The organism is Burkholderia sp. 22088, assembly GCF_052045915.1.
GTDB lineage: Bacteria > Pseudomonadota > Gammaproteobacteria > Burkholderiales > Burkholderiaceae > Burkholderia > Burkholderia cepacia.
In genome coordinates, this window is the sequence record NZ_JBQEPY010000029.1 from 13,831 (window position 1) to 37,277 (window position 23,447).

Consider the following 23,447-nt stretch of genomic DNA (forward strand, 5'->3'; position numbering starts at 1 on the left):
GACACGAAGGAAGACCGGACAGTGAGGTTGGCCAGGCCGCTTGGATCGCTTTACGTGCAGGTTCTGCTCGCGATGATGCTCGGCATGGGCATCGGTCACGCATGGCCCGCGGCGGGCGCGATGCTCAAGCCCCTCAGCGATGCGTTCGTCGGCCTGGTCAAGATGACCATCGCCCCGATCGTCTTTTGCACGATCGTCTCGGGCATCACGTCGCTGGCGAACGGGAAGGCGATCGGCCGCACGATCGTGCGGGCACTGGCGCTCTTCTATCTATTGACCGCCGCTGCGCTCGCGCTCGGACTCGTCACCGCATATGTGCTGCAGCCCGGCGCCGGCATGCACGTCGACGTCAGCCACCTGGATGCAGGCATCCTCGCTCCGTATGCGAAGCATGCGGAGCCGCGGGGCCTTGTGGAGTTCGGGCTGAGCGTGATTCCGGACACGATGCTCGGCGCGTTCGCCAAAGGCGAAGTGTTGCCGGTGCTGCTGCTGTCGCTGTTGTTCGGCTTCTCGCTGAATGCGCACCCGCGGGCCGGCCGGCCCGTTCTTGCGCTGATCGACGGTGTCGCCCAGGTCGTCTTTCGCGTGCTCGCGATGATCATGCGGCTCGCGCCGCTCGGCGCATTCGGCGCGATGGCGTTCACGGTGGGCCGTTTCGGCATCGGTTCGGTCGGCTCGCTCGCGAAGCTGATGGCGTCCTTCTACGTGGCCTGCGTGCTGTTCGTCGCGCTGGTGCTCGCACCGCTCGCGCGACTGCACGGTTTTGCGCTGTGGCGGCTCTTGCGCTACATGCGCGAAGAATTGCTCATCGTCCTCGCGACGTCGTCCACGGAGCCCGTTCTGCCGCGTCTGATCGTCAAGCTGGAAGCACTCGGCTGCGACAAGGGCATCGTGGGGCTCGTGCTGCCGGCGGGCTATTCCTTCAATCTGGACGGTACCGCGATCTATCTGACGCTCGCGGCATTGTTCATCGCCCAGGCGTGCGACGTGCCGCTCTCCGCGTCGCAGATCGCGGTGATGCTCGCCATCATGCTGCTCACGTCAAAGGGGGCGGCCGGTGTTTCCGGTAGCGGCCTGGTGGCGCTGGTCGCCACACTCGCCGTCATGCCCGACCTGCCCGTCGCCGGCGTCGCACTGCTGGTCGGCATCGATCGCTTCATGTCCGAGGCACGCGCGCTAACCAGCGTGATCAGCAATGCGTGCGCGGTGATCTTCGTTTCGCTGTGGGAAGGTGCGTGCGATCGCATACGGCTTGCGCAGAGGCTCGCCATGGCCGGCCCGGCATCCCCGAACGGGGCCGATGAAGGCAGTACCGCAGGGGATGCAGGCGGCAACGGGAAGACTTTGTGACACAAGCCTTCCCGCGGGGCGGACTCAATGCGCGGGGACGGCATCCAGTCCGGTTGTTTTCACGTCAGCCTGCACGCCGGGCGACGCCAGATAATCGAGCAGCGCCTTCGCTTCCTTCGGATGCTGCGCGCCGACGGGGATGCCGGCAGCGAAGCGCGTGACGGACTGCAGCGATTCGGGAATCTTGCCGACGAAGGTCGCACCGTGGACGGGCAGCAACTCGCTGACCTGCTGGAAGCCGATTTCGTAGTCGCCGTTCGCGACGACAGAAGCCACCGGAATCCGCGGGATCATCTTCGCCTTGGACTTCACCTGCTCCTCGATGCCGAGTTTCTTGAACAACTCGCGTTCGATATACACGCCGCTCGCGCTGTCCGAGTAGGCGATCGACTTCGCGTGCAGCAGCACCTGCTTGAGACCTTCGGTGGTGCTGATGTCGGGTTTTGCCGCGCCGTCGCGCACGACCATGCCGATGCGCGAATCGGCGAGCTCGACGCGGGATCCCGGGATGACCTTGCCTTGCTTGATCAGTTCGTCCAGCGCGTAGCCGACCATGATGACGGCGTCGGCGGGCTCGCCGCGCGCAAGCCGGTTCGGAATCGCTTCGGGCGACTTGCCCATCGACGGGCCGAGCGCGGTGTCGAGCGTATTGCCGGTCGTCGACGCGAACCGCGGGCCGAGCAGTTTATAGGCGGCGGTGAAGCCACCCGAGCTCATCACGTGGAGCTCGGCCGCCTGCACGTTGGCCGCAAACGCCGCGGTGGCGACGAGCGCGGTCGCGCAAAATTTAAGGAGCTGATTTCTCATGGTCGTGGTCATGCGAATTCGTGTGTGGGGGTGAAGTTTCGGATGGGCTATCAATGCGCCGGCGTGAGCGTCGCCGTGCGGTGACGGTAGAGCGCGAACGTCGCAAGCAGCGCGCACACCGCGGCGAAGCTCATCCAGTAGCCGGGTGCGGCCTTGTCGCCCGTCATGTGAATGAGCCCGGTCGAGATAGCCGGCGTGAAGCCGCCGAACACGGCCGTCGCGAGGCTGTAGGCGAGCGAGAAGCCCGCGACACGCACCTGCACCGGCATCACTTCTGTGAGCGCGACGACCATCGCACCGTTATAGATCCCGTACATGAACGAGAGCCAGAGCAGGACGAGCAGCATGTTGGCGAACGACGGCGCGTGAGCGAGGAACGACAGCGCCGGATAGGCGGTCAGGACGGTGAGCATTGTCATGCCGACCAGCAGCGGCCGACGGCCGAACCGATCGGACAGCGCACCGCCGATCGGCAGCCACACGAAGTTCGACACGCCGACGCAGAGCGTCACGAGCAGGCTGTCGGCGGTGCTCAGATGCAGCACCGTCTTGCCGAAGGTCGGCGCGTAGACGGTGATCAGGTAGAAGCTCGTGGTGGTCATCGCGACGAGCATCATGCCGGCGACCACGACGCCCCAGTTCTGAACCAGCGTGCCGAACACTTCCTTCATGCCCGGGCGATGCTTGCGCGCCTTGAATTCCTGGGTTTCCTCCAGGTTGCGGCGCAGCATGAAGATGAACGGCACGATCATGCAGCCGACGAAGAACGGCACGCGCCATCCCCAGGTGGCGATCTGCGATGCGCTCAGCCACTGATTGAGCGCAAAGCCGAGGCCCGCCGCGATGACGATCGCAACCTGCTGGCTGGCCGATTGCCAGCTGGTGAAGAAGCCCTTGCGGCCGGGCGTTGCCAGCTCGGCGAGATAGACCGATACACCGCCCAGCTCGGCGCCTGCGGAGAAGCCCTGCAGCAGCCGCCCGATCAGTACGAGCACGGGCGCCAGCAGCCCGATCGACGCGTAGCCCGGCACGAACGCAATCAGGATGGTGCCGCTCGCCATGATGGACAGCGTGACGATCAGGCCCTTGCGGCGGCCTACCTCGTCGATGTACGCGCCCAGCACGATTGCGCCCAGCGGCCGCATCAGGAAGCCGGCGCCGAACACGGCGAAGGTCATCATCAACGAAGCGAACTCGCTTTGCGCAGGGAAGAAGACATTGGCGATCTGCGTGGCGTAGAAGCCGAACAGGAAGAAGTCGAACTGCTCGAGAAAATTGCCGGCCGTGACGCGAAAAATCGCGGCGGCCTTCGAACGTTCGGCCGGAAGGCTGGACGAGGGGTGCATCGAGGTGTCTCCTGAAAATCCGGAAATATGCGGGGCGGGTCGATTGTGGTTTTCCGGAATGTTCGCTCGACGTCGATCAAACGATAAGTGCGATTTTTGGAAGAATTGATGCAAGGAGGTTATCAATCGACACGGCCTCGCCAGTTTCGATCAGCGCCTGCACGCCTAACTGGCGAGGTCGTCGGGCATCACGAGATGTCGAGCTGATCAAGCGAAACACTCGGCGAGGGCCGAGGATGCGCTGCTCGCCAGGATCGCCCACGATCGCCGGCGCAGCATGCTGCCTGACGAGGTGTCCGAGAAGGACCCGATGGAGTTCGACGGAGAAACCCGGGCGACCATCAAGCAGGCGATCGTCCGCCTGGCGGATCTGCTTTTCGGCGACGCCGGTTACCGTGCGACAGGCGCCAGCGGACCAGCTCGTCCGCGCCGGGACCTTCCTGGATCTCCAAATCCGCCGCGTTGGTCTGCTCCCCCGTCTCCTGATCGATAAAGCTCCACCGCACCTCGGCTCCCGTCTTTCGATTCACGAACTTCATCGGAGGCGCCGAAGCTCCGGAAACTTCCAGACTGTCCCCAATCTGGGCGAGTACCGGCATCACCGGGGCGATCTGCCAGCCCTTGTGAGTCAGGAGATATTCAAATCGCTCCGGATTCACCTGATAGCGCCTACGCTCAACGAGGCCGTTGGCCTCCAGATGCTTGAGCCGGTCGCTGAGCGTCGCGTTGGTTATGCCGGACGACTGGCGAAACTCGTCGTACCGGCTGAGCCCGCAGACAAGGTCGCGAAGTATCAGCAAGCCCCATCGGTCACCGATCGCCGCCATGACGCCGGCAATCGGGCACACCATTCCGTCAAAACCCTTCGAGCGCATGAGCCGTTTCCCAGATTAGCCCCGGCGATCGTCGCCGAGGGTGAGTCTCATTATAAGAGTCGCGCAAACGTCGACAGGACGTTTCCACCCAAGAGCCCGTCGCCTTCCCGGTTCAAATGCCGAAAAGTTCTTGTCTTGTGGGACACTCACTCTTATTATAAGAGTGAGTGTCCCACTTGTTGACCGGCATCGTCGGTGGGCGTCCGTAGCATCGAACTCAAGGAAACCATCATGCCTTCCCATGCCACTTCCAGAATCTTCGTCATCGGTGGTACAGGCGCGCAGGGCCTGCCTGTCATCAGCGCGCTCGTCGCGGACGGCAAGTATTCCGTTCGCGCGTTGAGCCGAGATCCCGATTCCCGGCGCGCCAAGGCGCTGCTCGCACTCGGCAACGTGTCGATCCTGAAAGGCACGTTTGCCGACGAAGCCGTTCTGCGGGCAGGCTTTCGCGGCTGCGACGGTGCGTACGTCAATCTGGACGGGTTCAACACCGGCGAGAAAACGGAGATCTACTGGGCGATGCGTTGCTACGAAATCGCGCTGGAAGAAGGCATCAAATTCTTCGTGTATGGCAACCTCGACTACGCGCTCAAACAGGCCGGCTACGATTCGCGCTTTCGTGCTGGCCACTACGACGGCAAAGGCCGCGTAGGCGAATGGATCCTGTTCCAGAACCAGACGAACCGGGACCGCATGGGCGCGGCCGTGTTCACCACCGGGCCATACATGGAGATGGCCATTTCGGCGATGACGCCGATGATGCCCTTCGTCGAGGACGGAGTCGTCACCTGGCGCGTGCCGCTCGGCAACGGTGCGGTGCCGCATGTCGCACTGGAGGATTGCGGCTACTACGCGCGCTGGCTGTTCGATCACCCGGAGCGCGCGAACGGCATGGATCTCCAGGTCGCCATTGAGCACGTCGAGTACGGGAAGCTGGCCGAGGCATTCGAACGGGTAACGGGGCATCCTGCGCGCTACATCGACACGGATCTGGACACTTACTGGAACGGCCCGCTCAAGATGGCGGCGAGCTCGCCCGCCGGATACAACGCGGACCCGAATGACAAGAGCACGATGAGTTTCCGCGACAACTTCACAGGATTCTGGAACATCTGGAAACACGGCGTCATCCGCCGCGACTACGCGCTACTCGACGAAATCCATCCGAACCGCATCCGGACCGTCGAGCAATGGCTTCGACGCGAAGACGAGCGTGGCCGGCAGCAAGGCAAAGGAAGTCTCTGGGAGCGGGTGCAGCCGGAAACCCTGCTCAAGTCGGTCCCGCTTCTGAAGCTGTCCGAAGACGGCAGAAAAGGCGCGCTTTAATCTACGGCGTCACGTCCAGTCGATACCGGTAATTCGATCAATGCTTAGTTAACCTAATTGGATTCGGAAATGAATCAAATCGTCGAGATCCGGAAGAACGGCGGGACGGGCTTGCTGGGTGTGCTGATCGTCTGGGGATTAGCCGTTGCCGCGGCGGCCGAAGCGGGGGTTTATCGAGCGGTCTACCCGCTGGGGCTCGCCTGCCTCATTGCCCTCGGTATCGTGGCGCCAGTCGCCGTTTATTCGATGTCCCGGAGCTTTCGCACATACATCGCGACCATCGGGCTAAGAACGCTGACGGCGTTTCATATCTGGCGGATTGCGGCCGCGCTGGTCTTCTTCTGGTACGGGGCGCACGATCTCCTGCCGGAAGCATTCGTCAGGAACGCCGGCTGGGGCGACCTCATCGCGGGGTTAATGGCGTTCGGCGTCACCATGCTGCCGAAAACGCGCAACCGGTACCTGATCTTTCATCTGTTCGGGTTCGCAGATTTCGTCGTGGCGGTCGGTACGGGATTGACCTACTTCCTGCTCAACGATCCCCGCATGTCCGGCATCCAGACGCTGCCGATGGCATTGATCCCGTTCTACGGCGTCGGAATTTCAGGAGCGAGCCACATCATGGCGTTCGACCTGCTGCGCCGCCGCCCGAGCCTTTCGAACGTGCGGTGAAGCTTGCCGAAGCAACGGCGCTAGTGCCCCCTGTACGAAACCGCTTCTTCAATCGGATAAGGAAATCATCGTGAACTTTCGTCGTACCCGTGCCGCAGCCAGCGTGCTGTTCGGCTTGCTGCTGTGCGGCCCCATGTTTCAGGACACCGCCTCGGCGCAGCCCGGTATCCCGTCGGCCGCCTCCGCCGGCGAAGCGACGGCGCCGTGGGACCAGCGCGCGAATCCGACGGCCGTCGAGGCCGATGCCTGGTTCGACAACTACCGGTTCCGGGATGGCGAGACGCTGCCCCGGCTGAGGATCCACTATGCAACGCTCGGCACGCCGCATCGCAATGCCCATGGCGCCGTTGACAACGCCGTCCTGGTCCTGCACTGGACCGGCGCGGACAGTCGAACGCTGCTGAGTCCGACTTACACAAAAGCCCTGTTCGACCGCGGACGTCCGCTCGACGCGAATCGCTACTACCTGATTTTTCCCGACAACGTGGGCCACGGCCAGTCGAGCAAACCGAGTGACGGGTTAAGGGCGAAATTTCCAAACTACGATTACGGCGACATCGTCGATCTCCAGCACAAGCTGGTGACCGAAACCTTGGGCATCGAGCATCTTCATGCGATTCTCGGCATGTCGATGGGCGGCATGAACGCCTGGCAATGGGCGGAAACATATCCCGACATGATGGACGGCGTCATGCCCGTGGTCTCGCTACCGATTACGGTCTCGGGCCGCAATCTGCTGTGGCGGCGCATGGTGATCGACGCGATCCGCTCCGATCCCGACTGGAAGAGCGGGGAGTACACGCAAACGCCCCGCGGCTGGGTCCAAGGCTTCGGGGTGTTGCGAATGATGATCGACAGTGCGCCCGCGCTACAGCAGGAAATTCCGGACGGCGCGGCGGCAAGCAAGTTTCTTGCGACCGTGCGCTTCCAGGCGGAGCATGTCGACGCGAACGACATTCTTTATTCGCTCAAGTCATCGTTTGACTACGATCCCGAGCCTGGGCTTTCCAGGATTCGGGCCAAGCTGTTTGCCCTGAATTTCTCCGACGACGAATTCAACCCTGACACCCTGCGCGTTCTCGAGCGACTTGTGCCGACGCTTCAGCATGGCCGGTATCTGGTGCAGCAGGGCACACCGTCATCGCCGGGCCATTTCACGATGACTCGTCCCGATCTTTGGGCGCGGCATGTGGGCGAATTCATGCAATGGCTGGGCGATGCACCCTCGCAAGCGAGTCTTGGCGATATCTGGCCGATTCCGGTTTCAGCCGGCTCATGATGTGTTCTACGAGAGATGGGGCCGCGGCGACCTCTTCTGAATCTCGATGAGGCAATTGAGCGGTCTATTGAAGGATCGGCCAGTGGCAGCCACTGGCCGAGACTGTGTAGAAACGCGTTCGATCACCTGGACTGGAGCAATCCGTTCCGATGAGAGGCGACGATCGGGCGTTTTGTCGAAGGTGAGGACCGCAAGCAACTAACGTTGCGTCCCGAATGTCTTGATGACTTCATCGCCGAGGACAGAGCACTCCCGCTACACCGCTTGCATGAATTGAGCAGATCTCCCGACTGGGCCAGCGAGCGCTGGATCGGTTCGTTGGCCTGGGTATCGAGGGACGGCACATTTTCGGGCACAGCAGCGACCGAACCCATAAGCCCGACGATCAGGTCGGGCGGTTCGATCGCATATCCGCTGGGCGCGAGTACCTGGTTCACGTGGTGCCCGGGCGGCAGCCCCATATCCGGATGCAGTCGATCGATATCGCATATGCCGTCATGCAGGCACTCGACAAAGAGTGCGGCGTTATCGGCGAACCGTCACTGAAATTCAAGAGCGTTGAATTTTCGCTACCCAGAAAACACCACAAGTTTCGAGCCGCGCCACACCTGCGGCGCTCGATGCGCAACGCTCGTACAGTGCCCGCCCAGTTGGTGCCCCATTTGTTACATCGCTGGAACACAATCTTCGCCCCTCCTGCTCGGCGGTTGCTCCAACAAGCGTGGTCACCTTTTCGCCAGTCACCGCCATCCATCCCCCAATAAATCCCCTTGACGGCCTATCTTTCGATATATATCTTTAGATATGTTTTCCGACATATAGGACACGATCATGCGACACAACCCTTCCCGCGGCCATGCCCGAAGCGACGGTCATGGTGCGCATGCCCGCCCTGACTGGTTCACCGGTCTCTGGTACGCGATCGGCCGCCACCGCCGCGGCCACGATCCGTTCGGTGGCGGCGGCCCGTTCGGCGGCCGTGGCGGACGCGGCGGCTTTGGCGATTTCGGCGACGACGGCATGCCACGCGGCCGCCAGTTCAGCTCCGACGATCTCCAGTTACTGTTGCTTGCGCTCGTCGCCGAGCAACCGAGCCACGGCTACGAGCTGATCAAGGCGCTCGACACGCGTTCGAACGGTTTCTACAGCCCGAGCCCCGGCATGGTGTATCCGGCGCTCACGTATCTCGAAGAAGTCGGCTTCGTCGCGTCGCAGGCGGAAGGCAACCGCAAGCGTTATGCACTGACCGACGCCGGCCGCACCCATCTCGACGCCCAGCGCGAACGGGTCGATACGCTGTTCGCACGCCTCACGCACCTCGCGCGCAAGATGGAATTCATGCGCCGTGCGTTCGCCGGGGAATCGGCGGGCAACGAAACGCAGGACGAAACGCAAGCAGGCTGGCTGCCGGAGTTCGTCGAGGCGCGCCTCGCACTCAAGCGCGCGTTGCTGCACAAGAGCGCAGCCGGCCCGGATGAACAGCGCCGCGTCGCGGCCATCTTGCGCCGTGCGACGGCCGAAATCGAAGGCGGCACCGGCGCGTGATCCGCGCCGTCCCGTCAAACCTCAGGAGAACGGATTGATGCAGAACACATCCGAGCGCACCGTGACCCGCGTGCGCCACACCCTCAAGTTCCGCTTGCTGCAGGTCCTGCGCGTGCACGCCGTGACGCCGCACCTGCTGCGCGTCACGCTCGGCGGCCCCGATCTCGCGGATTTCGAATCCGCGTCGTTCGACGATCACGTGAAGGTATTTTTCCCGCCGCCCGGCGCCGAACGGCCTGCGATGCCGACGCTCGGCGCGAACGGTCCGGAGTTTCCGGAAGGCGAACCGAGGCCGGTCGCGCGCGACTTCACGCCGCGCCGCTTCGACCGCGCCGCCCGCGAACTCGATCTGGAATTCGTGCTGAACCACCCGGGCCCTGCGTCGCAGTGGGCCGCACAGGCACGCGTCGGCCAATGGCTCGGTATCGGCGGCCCGCGCGGTTCGTTCGTCGTCCCGACCGGTTTCGACTGGCACCTGCTGATCGGCGACGATACGGCGCTGCCGGCGGTCGCGCGGCGCCTCGAGGAATTGCCGGCCGGTGTGCGCGCGGCCGTCGTGATGGAAGTCGCGGATCGCACCGCGCAGATCGCGTTCGACACGCGCGCCGACGTGCATGAAATCTGGCGCTTCCGCGCCGAAGCCGACGCCGCGAACGGCGACGTGCTGCTGAATGCCGTGCGCGACCTGCCGCTGCCGCCGTCCGGCGACGGCTACGTGTGGGCGGCAGGCGAAGCGCTGTCGATACGCGCGGTACGCCAGCACCTGACCGGCGAGCGCGGCGTCGACAAATCGCGCATCCGCGCGGCGGCCTACTGGAAGCGCGGCGCGGCGGCCGTGCACGAAACCCTGGAAGACTGACGGATGCGGGTAGCCGTCAAAGGCGTACCCGGCTGACCGGCGGATGACACAATCGTCGCGTCGGCGCACCAGCGGGCTTGGCACTGCTATCGCGACTGGTATATATCTGTGTGTGCGACGCCGCTGTCGGGCGACAGCCGTCGCAGCCCGCCCAGGAGCGTCCGGTCATGACAAAAGAAAGCCCCGCTTCGCCTTTCCTTCGCAACCTGAAGATCGCCGGCTATTGCGGCCTTGCCGCGGTGGTACTCGCGCTGTTCGTCGCGATGTGCGCGATCCTGAAGGAAAGCGCGCTCGACCGCGACGCCGCGCAACATCCGGCCGATACGTCCGAACTGCACGATGCGGGCGGCGGGCCATCCGCATCGGCTGAATCGGCCAGGACACCCGGCTGACGGCGTCCGGCCCGATCCCCCCGCTTACGGCGCGTGTCGGCGCCCCATCACGACTGCATGCACCGAATCGCCGAGCCGTTCGAGCAGCGCGGTCGCGCGTTGTCCGTACAGATGCGCGGCCAGCGCGCCGGCCGTGCCGACCAGCACGCCGCCCGCCATGTCGAACGGCCAGTGCACGCCCGCATAGATACGCCCCCATGCAATCGCCGCGGCCAACACGGCCATCGCGAACCCGGTGAGCCGGGTCGTGCCGCCGAGCATCAACCCGACTGCCATGCTCCACGCGAACGTCATGTGGTCGCTCGGAAACGAGCTGTCCGGCGCATGCGGAATCAGTTGCGTGCCGACGCCGGCCATGAACGGACGCGGGGAGAACCAGAAATGTCCGATGACCTGCGCGAGCGCGATCGCCACGCACACGCCGACGCCGGCTTCGATCGCCTGGCGCCGCGTCGTGCGCGCGCCGAAGATCCAGGTCAGCAGCAGCATCGCGGGCAGCGCATAGACGAGCCAGTCGGCGGCGAAGATGGCGAGGCGGGCAACGCCCGGCTGCGGCGCAACCCCGGCGTTGATGGCGGAAAAAAGGGTGAGATTGAGGGTCTGCATGAATCCGGTTGCGTGAGGCGTAAAAACTCGGCCGGTTGCCCGGCCTGATACGAACGATGCTAGGGCGCTCCCGCTTAAGCGATGCTTAATGGGGCGGACGCACGCGACGAAGCCCGCCGCGGCGAACGCACTTAGAGCTTGCACTGCAGCACAAGTTCACACAATTGTCACATTCCCGCGCGACCGCCTCCCGGAAAGGCTCACCTGCCGTCCCGTAAAGACTCACCTTTTTCACATCGTGACGTCATCGATGCATGCGAACATCGGGACGCCGGGTGCCGTCCAGGCCGTTTGCATCATTCATCTCAATATTTACGCGTCGAATTCTACGAAATCGGCAACAATTAATTCCAGATGCGGCATCGCACAACGGCAACGCACAGGCATAGGATTACGAGCTTACGAGCACTCATCCACGAAGCGATCAACAACAAGGAGTCCGCATGAAACCCAGCGATGTCCGATCGAAAGCGTTTGCGATGCCGTTGACCAGCCCTGCCTTCCCGATGGGCCCTTACCGTTTCGTCGATCGTGAGTTCCTGATCATCACGTATCGCACCGATCCGGACCGTCTCCGCGAAATCGTCCCCGAGCCGCTGCAGGTCACCGAGCCGCTCGTGCATTACGAATTCATCCGCATGGCCGATTCGACCGGCTTCGGCGATTACACCGAAAGCGGCCAGGTCATTCCCGTCGAGTACAACGGCCAGCCGGGCGGCTATACGCTCGCGATGTATCTCGACGATCACCCGCCGATCGCCGGCGGCCGCGAACTGTGGGGCTTCCCGAAGAAACTCGCATCGCCCACGCTGCACGTGAACACCGACCACCTCCTCGGCACGCTCGACTACGGCAAGGTGCGCGTCGCGACCGGCACGATGGGCTACAAGCACAAGGAACTCGACATCGACGAGCAGACGAAGCGTCTTGCCGGCCCCAATTTCCTGCTGAAGATCATCCCGCACGTCGACGGCACCGCGCGCGTCTGCGAACTGGTCCGCTACTACATGCAGGACATCAAGATGAAAGGCGCGTGGACGGGCCCCGCATCGCTCGAGCTGGCGCCGCACGCGCTCGCGCCGGTCGCCGACCTGCCCGTGCTCGAAATCGTCGAAGCCCGGCACATCGTCGCGGATTTGACACTGGGCCTCGGCGAAGTCGTCTACGATTACCTGGCTCAGTAACACGTCCGCAGTCCTTTCTCCCTGTCAAACCTTTCACCACGGGAATTCGAACATGAGCAACCTGAATGGCAAGACCGCAGTCGTCACGGGCGCCGCGAGCGGCATCGGCAAGGAAATCGCACTCGAGCTCGCGAAAGCGGGCGCGGCCGTCGCGATCGCCGACCTGAACCAGGACGGTGCGAACGCCGTTGCCGACGAGATCGTCAAGGCGGGCGGCAAGGCGATCGGCGTCGCGATGGACGTGACGAACGAGGAAGCCGTGAACAGCGGTATCGACAAGGTGGCCGAAACGTTCGGCTCGGTCGACATCCTCGTGTCGAACGCGGGCATCCAGATCGTCAACCCGATCGAGAACTACTCGTTCTCCGACTGGAAGAAGATGCAGGCGATCCACGTCGACGGCGCATTCCTGACGACCAAGGCCGCGCTCAAGCACATGTACAAGGACGATCGCGGCGGTGTCGTGATCTACATGGGTTCGGTGCACTCGCACGAAGCGTCGCCGCTGAAGTCGGCGTACGTGACGGCCAAGCACGGGCTGCTCGGCCTGGCCCGCGTGCTGGCGAAGGAAGGCGCGAAGCACAACGTGCGCTCGCACGTCGTGTGTCCGGGCTTCGTGCGCACGCCGCTGGTCGACAAGCAGATTCCGGAACAGGCGAAGGAGCTCGGGATCAGCGAAGAGGAAGTGGTGAAGAAGGTGATGCTCGGCAATACGGTCGACGGCGTGTTCACGACGGTGCAGGACGTCGCGCAGACGGTGCTGTTCCTGTCGGCGTTCCCGAGCGCCGCGCTCACGGGCCAGTCGTTCATCGTCAGCCACGGCTGGTTCATGCAATGAAGCCGCACGCCCGCACCGAAAAGCAGGCCGTCGATGCGGCGGACCTGCATCACGAGGCCGGCGCACCGGCCGCCGCGCGCACGCTGCCGTACGAAACGATCGCGCTCGTGCTGCAAGGCGGCGGCGCGCTCGGCGCGTACCAGGCCGGCGTGTTCGAAGGGCTGCACGAGGCGGGCATTCCGCTCGACTGGATCGCGGGCATCTCGATCGGCGCGCTCAACACCGCGCTGATCGCGGGCAATGCGCCCGAGCATCGCGTCGAGCGGCTGCGCGAGTTCTGGGAAACGATCTGCAAGCCGGCGTTCTTCCCGACGGTTCCGGCCGCATTCGAGTTCGCGCTGTTCAACAGCATCGACCAGGTTCGTACGTTCTTCACCGCGTCGCAGGCCGCGAGCGCGATGATGCAGGGCCAGCAGGGCTTCTTCGTGCCGCGCTTTCCGCCGCCGCTGCCGGGCGTGTCGGATCATCCGGAGAAGATCAGCTGGTACGACACGTCGCAATTGCGCGCGACGCTGCTGAAGCTGTGCGATTTCGACCGGATCAATTCGGGCGAAACGCGCGTGTCGGTCGGCGCGGTCAACGTCGGCACCGGCAACTTCGTGTACTTCGACAACTCGCGCATCCGTCTGGCACCCGAGCATTTCATGGCGTCCGGCGCGCTGCCGCCCGCGTTCCCGCCGGTCGAGATCGACGGCGAGTACTACTGGGACGGCGGTGTCGTGTCGAACACGCCGCTGATGGAAGTGCTCCGCGCACGGCCGCGCCGCGACACGCTCGCGTTCCAGGTCGACCTGTGGAGCGCGCGCGGGCCGCTGCCGCGCACGATGGCCGACGTCGCCGAGCGCACGAAGGACGTGCAGTACTCGAGCCGCACGCGCTTCGTGACCGACACGCTGCAGCGCGAACAGCGCTACCGCAACGTGCTGCGCCACGTGCTCGAGCAGGTGCCGGAAGAGCAGCGCAAGGCGGATCCCTGGTGCGTCGAGGCCGATGCGATGTCGTCCAGCAAGAAGTACAACATCCAGCACCTGATCTACCAGCAGAAGGCGTACGAGCATCACTACAAGGACTATCAGTTCGGTCTGTCGACGATGCGTGACCACTGGTCCGCGGGTCTCGACGACATCCGCAAGACGCTCGCAGTCAAGGACGGCCTCGCGCTGCCCAACAACGACGCGGGCTTCGTGACGCACGACATTCACCGCAAACGGTAATGCCGTGCGCGACGGATCGGCGCGTTGCATGCGCCGGTCCGTCCTCTTCTCCGATCAGACATGCCGATCTTCATTGCACTGTTCGCGCTCATCGCTGCCGGATGGGGCGCGGTTCACCTGTTTCACGTCATCGCCGCGCAGTTCGGCCAGCCGGTCGCGATCGCGGCCGCCGTGCTCGCCGCCGCGATCCTGATCGCGCTGGTCGCCTGGTGGATCAAGCGCCACCGCGACATCGCACCGAATACGAAGGAAGAAGGCTGGACCCACGTCGTGCACCGCGCGTGGGGCGAGCTGCGCGTGTCCGCGACGCAGGGGCTGCTGTGGCTGTCGCACGACGGCGCGGACGGCCGCTATACGCTGTCGCAGCTCGACGGCTGCCAGGCCGCGCCGATCGGCGGCCGCTGGCACCTCGTCGTGCACGTGCGCGATGGCGTGCGCAGCGAATGGAAGCTGCCGATGATGGACAAGCGCGACGCGCAACGCTGGGCGCGCGTGCTGACGCTCGCGAAGGACAACCGACTTTGAGACGGCATGCCGTGAATGCACGGGCACGGCATGCACGCATGAACCGCCGCGCCGCCTGGCCCGCATGCCGGTGCGCTATCGCGCGCCGAGCGCCCACAACGCATCGAGTACATGCTGTGTCGCCCGCTCGACCGGCCCCGCCCGATGGGCGATACCCAATTCACGCCACAACGCCGGGCGCAACGCCCGCATGACGATGCGCGCATCGGGTAGCGGGGCGCCCGCCTCGTGCGGCAGCAGCGTCGCGCCGTAACCTGCGGCGACCAGGCTCTTGATCGCATCGTTGTAGTTGAGTTCGATCCGCGGCTCCGGCCGGTGGCCGCCGAGCGCGAACCATTCCGTCGTCAGCCGTGACAGGCGGGTGGTCGCATCGTTGAGAATCAGCGGGCGGGCGGCCAGATAGCCGGGCGTCACGCGCGCCGGAAGCGGCCAGTCCGCCGGCAGAAACGCCATCACCGGATCGCGCCGCCACGCGCGGATCGACAGCCCCGCGACCGCCGTCTGCGGCAGCGCCACCAGCCCGACATCGAGCGTGCCCTGTGCGATGCGCGCCAGCGTGTCGTGCGACGTGAGCACCGCGATCTGGACATCGATATCCGGATGCTGCTCGCGCAAGCGGGCCACCGCCTGCGGCAGCAGGTGCGCGATCGCCCCGGTCGATGCGCCGAGGCGTACGCGTCCGGTCAACCCCTGCACCTGTCGCTGCACATCGTCCAGCGTGGATTCGACCTCGGCCAGCAGGCGGCGCGCACGCTCCACCAGCACTTCACCGATAGGCGACGGCCGCACGTTTCCACGCGTGCGGGACAGCAACGGCGCGCCGATGCGGTTCTCCAGTTCGGCAATGTGAAGGCTGACGGTCGGCGGCGCGAGGTGAAGCAGTTGCGCCGCGGCGACAAAGGACCCTTGGTCCGCGATGGCGACCAGCGTGCGCAGGCGGTCCAGGCTGATCTCCCGCATTCTCCACCTCTCGTTCAAGAAAACTGAATCTGATGGTCAGTAAATTCAACTTTTCCTATTCTAGGCGCTCGGTGGACGATACGGCTTTCCCGACGACCGAACCGAAGGAACGCGACCACCATGAGCCAGCCCACTGTCTACATCGACGGCGATCAAGGGACGACCGGATTGCAGATCCACGAGCGCCTGCGCGGACGCACCGACCTGCGGCTCGTCGCGCTGCCGGAGGCCGAGCGCAAGGATCCCGTGCGGCGCGCCGAAGCGATCAACGCGGCCGACATCGCGATCCTGTGCCTGCCCGACGCGGCCGCACGCGAAGCGGTCGGCTTCATCCGGAATCCGGCGGTACGCGTGATCGACGCGAGTTCGGCCCATCGCACGCAGCCGGAATGGGTCTACGGCTTTCCCGAGATGGCCGACGGGCAGGCACGGGCAATTGCACACGCACGGCGTGTCACCAATCCGGGCTGCTACCCGACCGGCGCGGTCGGGCTGCTGCGGCCGCTGCTACAGGCCGGGCTGCTGCCGCGCGACTACCCGGTGAGCATCCATGCCGTGTCCGGATACTCGGGTGGCGGGCGAGCGGCCGTCGACGCATTCGAGTCGGACGACGCTTCACGCGCGAAACCGCTCCAGGTCTACGGCCTCGCCCTCGCGCACAAGCATCCGCCCGAGATCCAGCTGCATGCCGGTCTGGCGAACCGTCCGTTGTTCGTGCCGGCTTACGGTGCCTATCGGCAAGGCATCGTGCTCACCGTGCCGATCGAGTTGCGGCTGCTCCCTGCCGGTGTGACCGGTGAGCAACTGCATGCATGTCTCGCGCACCATTACGCCGAGTCGCGCCACGTCGACGTCACGCCGCTCGCGGACACGCATGCGATCACGCATCTCGATCCGCAAGCGCTGAACGGCACCAATGACATGCGGCTCGGCGTGTTCGTCAATGCCGAGCACGGCCAGGTGCTGCTGTCCGCCGTGTTCGACAATCTCGGCAAAGGCGCATCCGGCGCAGCCGTGCAGAATCTCGACCTGATGCTCGGGGCGGCAGGCGCGGCAAAAGCGGCGTAAGCCGTGTGCGGGCACCAGCGTCGGCAGGCCGGGCACCTCGCGACCGCGATGTGTTGATACCCGTTCGACGCGACCGGCTCGCGACGCGGTTGCGAGCCGGAAACGGGGCCTGCCGATGCTGCGCACATGCCCCCGTAAAAGCTCACCTTTAGCCGGTTTCAGGCCGTATCGTCACCCGCCGCGGCATTCAAACCGGCCAGCGTCTCCATCAGAAAATCCACGCACACGCGCACTTTCGCCGACGCCGCGACGCGCTCCGGATACACGGCCCAGATGTTCGCGGGCTGGATTGCGTCCGGCAGCACGCGACACAGTGCACCGCGTTCGATCAGCGGCGCGGCTTCCCAGATCGAACGCAGCACGATGCCGCGCCCGGCCAGCGCCCATTGCACGGCGACCTCGCCATGGTTCGTCGACAGCGCGCCGCCAACCTTCACCGTGGCCGTTTCACCGCGCACGTTCAGCCGCCACACGCCGAACGGGTGATCGCGCTCCTTGATGGCAAGACAGTCGTGCGATGCAAGATCCGCGAGCGAGCGCGGTGTACCGCGCCGGGCGAGATAGTCGGGCGACGCACACAACACGCGGTAGTTCGCGGCAAGGCGGCGCGCGATCAGGTGATCGGCGATCTCGTCGCCGATGCGCACGTCGAGGTCGTAGCCTTCGCCCGCGACGTCGACGAGCCGGTCGAACAGATCGAGCCGCACGTTCAGTTGCGGATAGCGTGCCGAGAAGTCGAGCAGCGCCGGCGCGACGACGTGCCGGCCGAAGCCGAAGCTGCTCGAAATGCGCAGCGTGCCGCGCGGCACCGTGCGCGTGGTCGACACGTCCTCGACGAGATGATCGACGTCGTCAAGAATCTTCTCGGCGCGCGCGAACACGCGCTCGCCTGCTTCCGTGACCGTCACGCGGCGCGTCGAGCGATGCAGCAGGCGCGTGCCGAGCTGCGCCTCGAGCAACGCGATGCGCTTGCTGACATAGGCCGGCGACACCGCGAGCTGCTCGGCGGCCGCGCTGAAGCTGGTCAGGCGGACGACCAGGCTGAACACGCGCAGGTCGTCGAGATTCGGCGATTTGTTCACGATTCGTGGAAAGTCGATTAACCTTTCGCGCGATTTTAATCCAGATGGAAATAAATAGAATGACGTGACGCGCCGCTACCTCTCCCCGCGGCCAGCCCACCAGCCAAGGAGCTTTGCATGACCGACAGGACCTACAGAATTGCCGTGATCCCCGGCGACGGCATCGGCCGTGAAGTGATGCCCGAGGGCCTGCGCGCACTCGACGCCGTGACCGCGCGCTTCGGCATCCGCTTCGACTTCGTCCAGATCGACTGGGCGAGCTGCGACTACTACGCACAGCACGGCAAGATGATGCCGGACGACTGGAAGGCACAGCTCTCGGGCATGGACGCAATCCTGTTCGGCGCGGTCGGCTGGCCCGCGACGGTACCCGATCACGTTTCGCTGTGGGGCTCGCTGCTGAAATTCCGCCGCGAATTCGACCAGTACATCAACCTGCGGCCCGCGCGCCTGTTCGACGGCGTGCCGTCGCCGCTCGCCGGCCGCCGCGCGGGCGACATCGACTTCATGATCGTGCGCGAGAACACCGAGGGCGAGTATTCGTCGGTCGGCGGCACGATGTTCGAAGGCACCGATCGCGAGATCGTGATGCAGCAGGCGATCTTCACGCGTCACGGCACCGAGCGCGTGCTGAAATTCGCGTTCGAACTCGCGCAGCGGCGCGCGAAGCGCCTCACCGTCGCGACGAAGAGCAACGGCATCGCGATCAGCATGCCGTGGTGGGACGCGCGCACGGCCGAGATGGCCGAACGCTATCCCGACATCGCCGTCGACAAGCAGCACATCGACATCCTGTGCGCGCGTTTCGTGCTGCAGCCGGGCCGCTTCGACGTCGTCGTCGCGTCGAACCTGTTCGGCGACATCCTGTCGGATCTCGGGCCCGCGTGTACGGGCACGATCGGCATCGCGCCGTCCGCGAACCTGAACCCCGACCGCACGTTTCCGTCGCTGTTCGAACCCGTGCACGGCTCCGCGCCCGACATCACGGGGCAATACATCGCGAACCCGGTCGCGATGATCTGGTCGGCGGCCCTGATGCTCGACTTCCTCGGCAACGGCGCAGGCCGCGAACGCGAAGCGCACGATGCGATCGTCGCCGCGATCGAGGACGTGCTGCGCACGGGGCCGCATACGCGCGATCTCGGCGGCAACGCGAGGACACAGGAAGTGGGCGAGGCGATCGCCGCGCGCATCGCGGGCTGACGATCAGGCCCGGCGCAATCGCAATCACACGCGCCGGGCAAAGGCTGCACGAATCGATATGCGGTGAGTTGCACGCCATGCGTTTGCGCACGTGTGCGAATTCCTGCGCCTGCCTGGTGAAGTCGAGCGGTGAGCAACGTCGCACCGCAACGCGCACTGCACGCGCCATCCGTCGTCGACGTCGATACGATCGGTGAGTTGCACGCCACACGCGTGCACACCGATCGTCAAACCGCTACCGGCCCCGATCGATCGGTGAGATGCATCACGTGGTGAAGCACACCGTTGCATACCGATACGCGCATCACGAGATCGCGACGTGCATGGCATGTCCGCTTTGCCCGGGACGATGCCGCGTCGAACGGCTCGAAACACACAGTCCGACGCGACATTTCCCCTCGTCCCGAAAAACCTCACCTTCAGCGCATCGACTCCCGAATTTCCTCACCGTTGAAGCCCGGTGATGCGTTCGTCGGTCCGTCGAGTCGACACGCGCGTCACAGGCCGAGATCGGACAGCCCGGGATGATCGTCCGGACGACGACCGAGCGGCCAGTGATAGAGACGATCCTGCTCGCGAATCGGCAGGTCGTTGATACTCGCGTGACGATGCGCCATCAGCCCGTTTTCGTCGAACTCCCAGTTTTCGTTGCCGTACGAACGGAACCAGTTGCCGGCATCGTCATGCCATTCGTACGCAAAGCGCACCGCGATGCGATTGCCGTCGACTGCCCACAGCTCCTTGATCAGCCGGTAGTCGAGCTCGCGCGCCCACTTGCGCTGCAGCAGCCCGACGATCTCGTCGCGGCCGGTCACGAATTCCGCGCGATTGCGCCATCGGCTTTGCGGCGTATAGGCGAGCGACACGCGCTGCGGGTCGCGCGTGTTCCACGCGTCCTCGGCGGCGCGCACTTTCTGGCGCGCCGTTTCGAGCGTGAAGGGCGGAACGGGCGGACGAACTTCGAGGGAAACGGACATGGGTTGCTCCTGTTCAGGTTCTGGCCACGGACGACCGCGGCCGGTTCGGATTCGCTGCTTCGACTATCGTGATACCGCGTCGAGCAGCAGTTCGGCCGTCGCGCGCGCATCGCGCGCGGCGTTTGCATCACCACTGACGAGCGCCACGCCGATTGCGCCGTCGATCAGCACGAGCCACTGACGCGCGATGCGCGCGAGCCCACGGCGCTCGATGCCGGTTTCATCGGCATACGCATCGAACCGCTCACGCACGAACGCCAGCAAGCGTGCCTTGTGCGCGCGTGCGACGACGCGCACCGGATCGTCGGCATCGGGAATCTCGCCCGATGCGTTGAGGAACGCGCAGCCGTGAAAGTCGGGTTGCCCGAACCAGTCGCGCAGCACGTCGAACATGCCGAGCAACTGAACGCGCGGTGCCTTGCCGCGCGCCAGCGTCGCGTCGACGAACCAGCGCATCCAGCGCTCGTCGCGACGTTCGAGCGCGGCCAGCACCAGCGCCTCTTTCGATTCGAAATGCGAATAAAAGCTCTTTCGCGCCGCGCCGGATCGCTTGACGATCGCATCGACACCGGTTGCATGGATGCCGCCCGAGTAGATCAGCGCTTCGGCTGCATCGAGCAGCCGGTCGCGAACGCCCGGTTCGCCGGAAGGGTCGTGATGTGTGTTCATGGGTTTACGGTAGAACGATCGTTCTCCACCGTCAACACCCGGATGAAAAAGCCCTGCTGGTGGGAGGGCTGAATCGCAACCTGGCCGCGCGATGCAAGTCCGCCGCGTTTACGACATTTTTTCTTGAAGCGGACGCGCGACGCTCACTACACTTCGGTCACCCTGTCTGGGCGAAAGGACATCATGCAGCGACCGGAATCCGCGCGCCCCGCGCGCGCCTATGCGGCTTATGCCAAGCGGCTCGACGGCCGCGTCGTCGTGCGGCGCTTCGACCCGCGCAACGATTCGTACGACACGTTGACCGCGCTGCTGCATCGCGCCTTCGCACCGCTCGGCGCACTGGGCTTCAACTGCCCGTGCGTCGATCAGCCGGCCTCGGCGACACGCGAACGCGTACTCACCGGCGAGTGCTTCGTTGCGCTCGGCAACGCGCACCTGGTCGCGACGATGACGATGCGTTCGCACGATCCCGATTCCCGCTGCGATCCGTACCGCAGCCGGCACGTCGCGACGCTCGGCCAGCTGGCCGTCGATCCCGTCTGGCAGGACCGCGGCATCGGCCGATCGCTGCTCGCATTCGCGCAACGGCGGGCCGCCGCGCGCGGCGCGACGCACCTGGCGCTCGACGCACCTTACGCGGCGGTCCGGCTCATCGATTTCTATCGTCGCGAAGGATTTCAACCGGTCGACGTGATGCGCTTTCCGGGGCACAACTACGACAGCACGATCCTGTGCAAATCGGTCTGCGTCACGAGCGGTCGCATCGTTGCCGGTGATACGACGCAGATCGACATTGCACGACCTGTCGGTGCCGCGTCGTGAAACACGACATGCCGAAGCGCGAAGGCGGCGACGATCGCACCCGGCTCGCCGTCCGGCAGGCACGCGTGCGCGCTGCACTGCGGCTGCGTGGCGTGTTGAAGCTGACGATCGTCACGATCGCGGTCGCGCACGTGCTGGCATTCGTGTTCGACAGCCTGCTGGTCGTGGCCGGTTTTGCGCCGGATGCCGCAGCGGTGCTGCTGTTCCGTTTCGTGACGTGCGCGCTGGTCAGCTTCTGGCTGCAAGCGGATGCGTTGCGCGCGTATCAATACGCGGCGCAACACGGGTTCGTCACCGCGCCCGGAGTGCACGGCGGCCCGGTCGACGTTGCACCGCAGTGTCCGAAACGCTGGCTCGTCGTGTTGAGTCTTCAGCTCGATCCGCGCGGGTTGAACGGTGAACGGATCAAGTAGCCGTCGGCGCACCGATCGACGTCGATCGATATCGAATGGTTTCACGCATGAGTGAGTCGCAACGACGTGCGCGGGCTCACGGTTGACGCCACGGTTCGGCACGACATCGCATGCGCTTGCATGACGAGCGATCGCGCGGCAAGGCAAGCAGGGAAGTATCTGGAGGGGGGAGAGCAGGTGCCAGACGGCGTGAGGGCGGAAAGCGAGGCAGCTTCCGTCAGGTGAAGTGAACGTGCGATTGCAGTTCACCGATGCGCAATCGTGTCGCGATTCGGCGCGCCAACACAGCTCCCGAATAATCTCACCTTGAGCCCGGATTCGTGCGTTTCGGCCTCGGAAACGCAGACGTAAACGAAAGCGGGGCAGGCGGCGAACACGCAGCACTGCCCCGCGGCACTCAGGCCGTCCAGTCGAGAATCACCTTGCCGCTCTCGCCGGACAGCATCGCGGCAAAGCCTTTCTCGTAATCGTCGGCCGCGAAGCGATGCGTGATGATCGGCGACAGGTCGAGGCCGCTTTGCAGCATCGCGACCATCTTGTACCAGGTCTCGAACATCTCGCGGCCGTAGATGCCCTTGATCTCGAGCCCCTTGAAGATCACCTGGTTCCAGTCGATCGCCGTCTGCGCGGGCGGAATGCCGAGCAGCGCGACCTTGCCGCCGTGGTTCATCGCCTCGAGCATGCTCGTAAACGCGCTCGGCACACCCGACATTTCGAGGCCGACGTCGAAGCCTTCGGTCATGTGCAGGTCGGTCATCACGTCGCGCAACGACTCGCGCGCGACGTTGACTGCACGCGTCGCGCCCATCTTGCGCGCGAGTTCCAGCCGGTAGTCGTTGATGTCGGTGATGACGACGTTGCGCGCGCCGACGTGCTTCGCGATCGCTACAGCCATGATGCCGATCGGGCCCGCGCCGGTGATCAGCACGTCTTCGCCGACGAGGTTGAACGACAGCGCCGTATGCGTCGCGTTGCCGAACGGATCGAAGATCGACGCGAGATCGTCGGAGATCTCGGGCGGGATCTTGAACGCGTTGAATGCCGGAATCGCCAGATACTCGGCGAACGCGCCTTCGCGGTTCACGCCGACGCCGACCGTGTTGCGGCACAGATGCCGGCGCCCCGCGCGACAGTTGCGGCAGAAGCCGCACGTGATGTGGCCTTCGCCGGACACGCGATCGCCGATCGCGAAGCCGCGCACTTCCTGCCCCATCTCGACGATCTCGCCGACATATTCGTGACCGACGTGCATCGGTACGGGAATCGTCTTCTGCGCCCAGTCGTCCCACTTCCAGATATGGATGTCGGTGCCGCAGATCGCCGTGCGGCGGATCTTGATCAGCACGTCGTTGTGGCCGACTTCGGGACGCTTCACGCGCGTGAGCGTGAGGCCGGGGCCGCGTTCGAGCTTTGCCAGTGCTTTCATGGTCGCGCC

Annotated in this window: 24 protein-coding genes; 15 read left to right on the forward strand and 9 right to left on the reverse strand. The window is 64.8% G+C overall.

Going from position 1 to position 23,447, the window contains the following annotated elements; genetic code table 11:
* The first annotated feature begins 21 nt into the window (after nt 1–21).
* Nucleotides 22–1,350 (forward strand): C4-dicarboxylate transporter DctA, encoded by a 1,329-nt coding sequence (gene dctA / locus ACTJLD_RS38675; protein WP_060175051.1) that lies wholly within the window; start codon nt 22–24, stop codon nt 1,348–1,350.
* A gap of 24 nt (nt 1,351–1,374) precedes the next feature.
* Here dctA and ACTJLD_RS38680 read toward each other — a convergent pair whose 3' ends face one another.
* The 3 genes from ACTJLD_RS38680 to ACTJLD_RS38690 all read right to left on the reverse strand — a co-directional run bounded on the left by ACTJLD_RS38680 (nt 1,375) and on the right by ACTJLD_RS38690 (nt 4,378).
* Nucleotides 1,375–2,157 (reverse strand): substrate-binding domain-containing protein, encoded by a 783-nt coding sequence (locus ACTJLD_RS38680; protein ID WP_060193189.1) that lies wholly within the window; start codon nt 2,155–2,157, stop codon nt 1,375–1,377.
* A gap of 50 nt (nt 2,158–2,207) precedes the next feature.
* Nucleotides 2,208–3,503, reverse strand: coding sequence for an MFS transporter (locus ACTJLD_RS38685; protein WP_027790157.1), 1,296 nt, complete (start codon nt 3,501–3,503; stop codon nt 2,208–2,210).
* Between the two features lie 341 nt (nt 3,504–3,844).
* Entirely contained in the window at nt 3,845–4,378 is a 534-nt protein-coding gene (locus ACTJLD_RS38690; RefSeq protein ID WP_134255904.1) for a winged helix-turn-helix transcriptional regulator, read from the reverse strand.
* A 231-nt stretch (nt 4,379–4,609) separates the two neighbouring features.
* Here ACTJLD_RS38690 and ACTJLD_RS38695 point away from each other — a divergent pair, with 231 nt between their 5' ends.
* The 6 genes from ACTJLD_RS38695 (at nt 4,610) to ACTJLD_RS38720 (ending at nt 10,451) form a co-directional block, all read left to right on the forward strand.
* Entirely contained in the window at nt 4,610–5,704 is a 1,095-nt protein-coding gene (locus ACTJLD_RS38695; protein ID WP_440661420.1) for an NmrA family NAD(P)-binding protein, read from the forward strand.
* Nucleotides 5,705–5,773: 69 nt separating this feature from the next.
* Nucleotides 5,774–6,376 carry a permease gene (locus tag ACTJLD_RS38700; protein ID WP_136470088.1) on the forward strand — a complete coding sequence of 201 codons (603 nt, stop codon included), beginning with the start codon at nt 5,774–5,776 and terminating at the stop codon, nt 6,374–6,376.
* Between the two features lie 70 nt (nt 6,377–6,446).
* Entirely contained in the window at nt 6,447–7,655 is a 1,209-nt protein-coding gene (locus ACTJLD_RS38705) for an alpha/beta fold hydrolase (RefSeq protein ID WP_226150706.1), read from the forward strand.
* An 831-nt stretch (nt 7,656–8,486) separates the two neighbouring features.
* On the forward strand, nt 8,487–9,200 hold the full coding sequence (locus tag ACTJLD_RS38710) for a PadR family transcriptional regulator (RefSeq protein ID WP_027790182.1): 714 nt from the start codon (nt 8,487–8,489) through the stop codon (nt 9,198–9,200).
* Between the two features lie 37 nt (nt 9,201–9,237).
* Nucleotides 9,238–10,059 (forward strand): siderophore-interacting protein, encoded by an 822-nt coding sequence (locus tag ACTJLD_RS38715; RefSeq protein ID WP_176115590.1) that lies wholly within the window; start codon nt 9,238–9,240, stop codon nt 10,057–10,059.
* Nucleotides 10,060–10,226: 167 nt separating this feature from the next.
* Nucleotides 10,227–10,451: a hypothetical protein gene (locus ACTJLD_RS38720; protein WP_059699138.1), complete on the forward strand. Its 225-nt coding sequence runs from the start codon at nt 10,227–10,229 to the stop codon at nt 10,449–10,451.
* Between the two features lie 24 nt (nt 10,452–10,475).
* Here ACTJLD_RS38720 and ACTJLD_RS38725 read toward each other — a convergent pair whose 3' ends face one another.
* Nucleotides 10,476–11,057 (reverse strand): undecaprenyl-diphosphatase, encoded by a 582-nt coding sequence (locus ACTJLD_RS38725; RefSeq protein WP_059684729.1) that lies wholly within the window; start codon nt 11,055–11,057, stop codon nt 10,476–10,478.
* A gap of 443 nt (nt 11,058–11,500) precedes the next feature.
* Here ACTJLD_RS38725 and ACTJLD_RS38730 point away from each other — a divergent pair, with 443 nt between their 5' ends.
* Genes ACTJLD_RS38730 through ACTJLD_RS38745 form a run of 4 tightly spaced genes read left to right on the forward strand, consistent with a single transcriptional unit; the run spans nt 11,501 to nt 14,818 of the window.
* Nucleotides 11,501–12,241 (forward strand): acetoacetate decarboxylase, encoded by a 741-nt coding sequence (locus ACTJLD_RS38730; protein WP_021157498.1) that lies wholly within the window; start codon nt 11,501–11,503, stop codon nt 12,239–12,241.
* A 52-nt stretch (nt 12,242–12,293) separates the two neighbouring features.
* Complete coding sequence (locus tag ACTJLD_RS38735; protein ID WP_048021178.1) at nt 12,294–13,079, forward strand: 3-hydroxybutyrate dehydrogenase; 786 nt, start codon at nt 12,294–12,296, stop codon at nt 13,077–13,079.
* Entirely contained in the window at nt 13,076–14,293 is a 1,218-nt protein-coding gene (locus ACTJLD_RS38740; RefSeq protein WP_027790186.1) for a patatin-like phospholipase family protein, read from the forward strand. The genes ACTJLD_RS38735 and ACTJLD_RS38740 overlap by 4 nt, the downstream gene beginning before the upstream one ends.
* 60 nt (nt 14,294–14,353) lie before the next feature.
* Nucleotides 14,354–14,818, forward strand: coding sequence for a hypothetical protein (locus tag ACTJLD_RS38745; RefSeq protein WP_060073287.1), 465 nt, complete (start codon nt 14,354–14,356; stop codon nt 14,816–14,818).
* 75 nt (nt 14,819–14,893) lie between these two features.
* On the opposite strand, the gene ACTJLD_RS38750 is transcribed toward ACTJLD_RS38745, so the two are convergent.
* On the reverse strand, nt 14,894–15,778 hold the full coding sequence (locus ACTJLD_RS38750) for a LysR family transcriptional regulator (protein WP_059693277.1): 885 nt from the start codon (nt 15,776–15,778) through the stop codon (nt 14,894–14,896).
* Between the two features lie 120 nt (nt 15,779–15,898).
* Here ACTJLD_RS38750 and argC point away from each other — a divergent pair, with 120 nt between their 5' ends.
* Nucleotides 15,899–16,846 (forward strand): N-acetyl-gamma-glutamyl-phosphate reductase, encoded by a 948-nt coding sequence (argC, locus tag ACTJLD_RS38755; protein WP_060359459.1) that lies wholly within the window; start codon nt 15,899–15,901, stop codon nt 16,844–16,846.
* Nucleotides 16,847–17,004: 158 nt separating this feature from the next.
* Here the strand turns inward: argC and ACTJLD_RS38760 are convergent, their stop codons facing one another.
* Nucleotides 17,005–17,928: a LysR substrate-binding domain-containing protein gene (locus tag ACTJLD_RS38760; RefSeq protein WP_059688150.1), complete on the reverse strand. Its 924-nt coding sequence runs from the start codon at nt 17,926–17,928 to the stop codon at nt 17,005–17,007.
* Nucleotides 17,929–18,045: 117 nt separating this feature from the next.
* On the opposite strand from ACTJLD_RS38760, the gene ACTJLD_RS38765 reads away from it, so the two are divergent.
* Entirely contained in the window at nt 18,046–19,131 is a 1,086-nt protein-coding gene (locus ACTJLD_RS38765) for a tartrate dehydrogenase (protein WP_440661425.1), read from the forward strand.
* A 497-nt stretch (nt 19,132–19,628) separates the two neighbouring features.
* Here ACTJLD_RS38765 and ACTJLD_RS38770 read toward each other — a convergent pair whose 3' ends face one another.
* Entirely contained in the window at nt 19,629–20,108 is a 480-nt protein-coding gene (locus tag ACTJLD_RS38770) for a nuclear transport factor 2 family protein (RefSeq protein WP_440661427.1), read from the reverse strand.
* 63 nt (nt 20,109–20,171) lie between these two features.
* Entirely contained in the window at nt 20,172–20,777 is a 606-nt protein-coding gene (locus tag ACTJLD_RS38775) for a TetR/AcrR family transcriptional regulator (RefSeq protein WP_059708685.1), read from the reverse strand.
* Between the two features lie 183 nt (nt 20,778–20,960).
* Here ACTJLD_RS38775 and ACTJLD_RS38780 point away from each other — a divergent pair, with 183 nt between their 5' ends.
* On the forward strand, nt 20,961–21,599 hold the full coding sequence (locus ACTJLD_RS38780) for a GNAT family N-acetyltransferase (RefSeq protein WP_059693266.1): 639 nt from the start codon (nt 20,961–20,963) through the stop codon (nt 21,597–21,599).
* Nucleotides 21,596–22,012: a hypothetical protein gene (locus ACTJLD_RS38785; RefSeq protein ID WP_027790195.1), complete on the forward strand. Its 417-nt coding sequence runs from the start codon at nt 21,596–21,598 to the stop codon at nt 22,010–22,012. The genes ACTJLD_RS38780 and ACTJLD_RS38785 overlap by 4 nt, the downstream gene beginning before the upstream one ends.
* 397 nt (nt 22,013–22,409) lie before the next feature.
* Here ACTJLD_RS38785 and tdh read toward each other — a convergent pair whose 3' ends face one another.
* Entirely contained in the window at nt 22,410–23,438 is a 1,029-nt protein-coding gene (tdh, locus tag ACTJLD_RS38790; protein ID WP_021163717.1) for an L-threonine 3-dehydrogenase, read from the reverse strand.
* Between the last annotated feature and the right edge of the window lie 9 nt (nt 23,439–23,447).